The following is a 1,403-nucleotide window of genomic DNA, read 5'->3' as shown; positions in this document are numbered from 1 at the left end:
CATTGGTCTTTAGCTAAGCCTCAGCAGTCCGTTGGATGGTGGTAGCAAGCTGTTCTTGGAGGATCGGTCGTTGCTTGTGGATCTTCTGAGCGTCTTCGATCAGTCGCTCTAGCAGCGGCGGCGGCGAGTAGGCGAGATATTCCCTCAGTTCGCGGAGAATGAGCTGGGCGTGCGACCGGAAGGTCGCCGCCCAGCGTTCCGGCGGGAACACGAGCCCATCATCAGCGTGCTCGATGACCAGACCAAGCAAATTACGACTCACGACCAAGGATAACAACGCTGCGTACACCAGAATCTCTACGATATGCTTCTTCGTCGTGTCGAACTCGTCCAGTTCGTACTGTGTCTTGAGTTCTCGGAACAGCAACTCTACCTCCCATCGACATCGGTAGATCATCGCTAGATCGGCCGGGAGAAACTCCTCCCGAGACAGGTTCGTGATGTACAGATGGTAGTCGTCGGCGTCCTCGTTGCGGACGCCGACGACGCGGAACTGTTTCGTATCTCGTGACTGTGTCCCCGAGTATTCTCTCCGGTCGAACTGGACCTCGACTTCCACGTCGATGTACTTGCGGGAGAGGTCGTCCACGACGTCGAAGATTTTCTCGCCTTCCAAGGGAATGGCGCGACCGCGCCATTCCCGTAATTCCTCCGTCACAACCGGGTTTGCGTTCTTTTTCAGTCGGCTCACGAAGTAGCCGTCGTTCTCGTCGATCAACGCGAACCGCCGGTACTTGAAGTAAGCAAGGTCGAAGATCGATAGCCGTCCTTCCAGCCACGATCCTGTGTTAAACAACGTGCTGTCGTGCGTTTTCTCGTCTGTGACGCTGAAGTGTTCGACCGTCTGGTCGGTGACGTTGTGGAGCAGGTGGAGCTTCGCTCCAGCCTGCTCCTCGTGACGTGCTTTGTACTCTTCAGAGAGCAACTCGTGCAACCGCAGGACGGTTCCATCAGCAATCATCACATCTCGAAAGCGGTCGAACTCCTCAGAGACGGTGTGAGGGACAGCGACCTCGTCGAACCCGTATTCGACGAGGTCGCGGAGGTACTCTGCAAGGGTCGGAGTCAACCGTTGGTAGAAGCCGCCCGGAGAGAGCGACTCGTCAGCAGTGGAGTTGTAGGTGCGTCTAAAGGCTGCAAGCGTTCGGCTTTCGCCTGCGGCGAAACCGAACGCGAACGACCAAACAAGTGGTGGAATCTGAAGCTTCCCCTCGCGCTCGACCACGCCGACAGTATCGGCGTGGTCTTCGAGCGCTTCAGAGGGAAGGAGGTTAGTGAGACGACGTTCAATATCGTGTGAGGAGGCTTCGGTGTGCACAGCTGTCGCCTCCTCATTCCTTCCGAAAAGTACCACCGATAAGCCGCCGCTGTCATGCGGTTCTTGGCTTAGCTAAAGACGGATG

1 protein-coding gene is annotated in these 1,403 nt (G+C 56.7%); it reads right to left on the bottom strand.

Features of this window, described 5'->3' with window-relative positions; translation table 11 throughout:
* Positions 1-13: 13 nt before the first annotated feature.
* Positions 14-1,291, bottom strand: coding sequence for an IS4 family transposase (locus QA600_RS22750; protein WP_278294219.1), 1,278 nt, complete (start codon positions 1,289-1,291; stop codon positions 14-16).
* Positions 1,292-1,403: the final 112 nt, after the last annotated feature.

The organism is Natronococcus sp. A-GB1 (genome assembly GCF_029688845.1).
Lineage (GTDB): Archaea > Halobacteriota > Halobacteria > Halobacteriales > Natrialbaceae > Natronococcus.
Note: the sequence above shows the minus strand (reverse complement) of the source record. Positions and strands in the feature narration are given on the sequence as shown.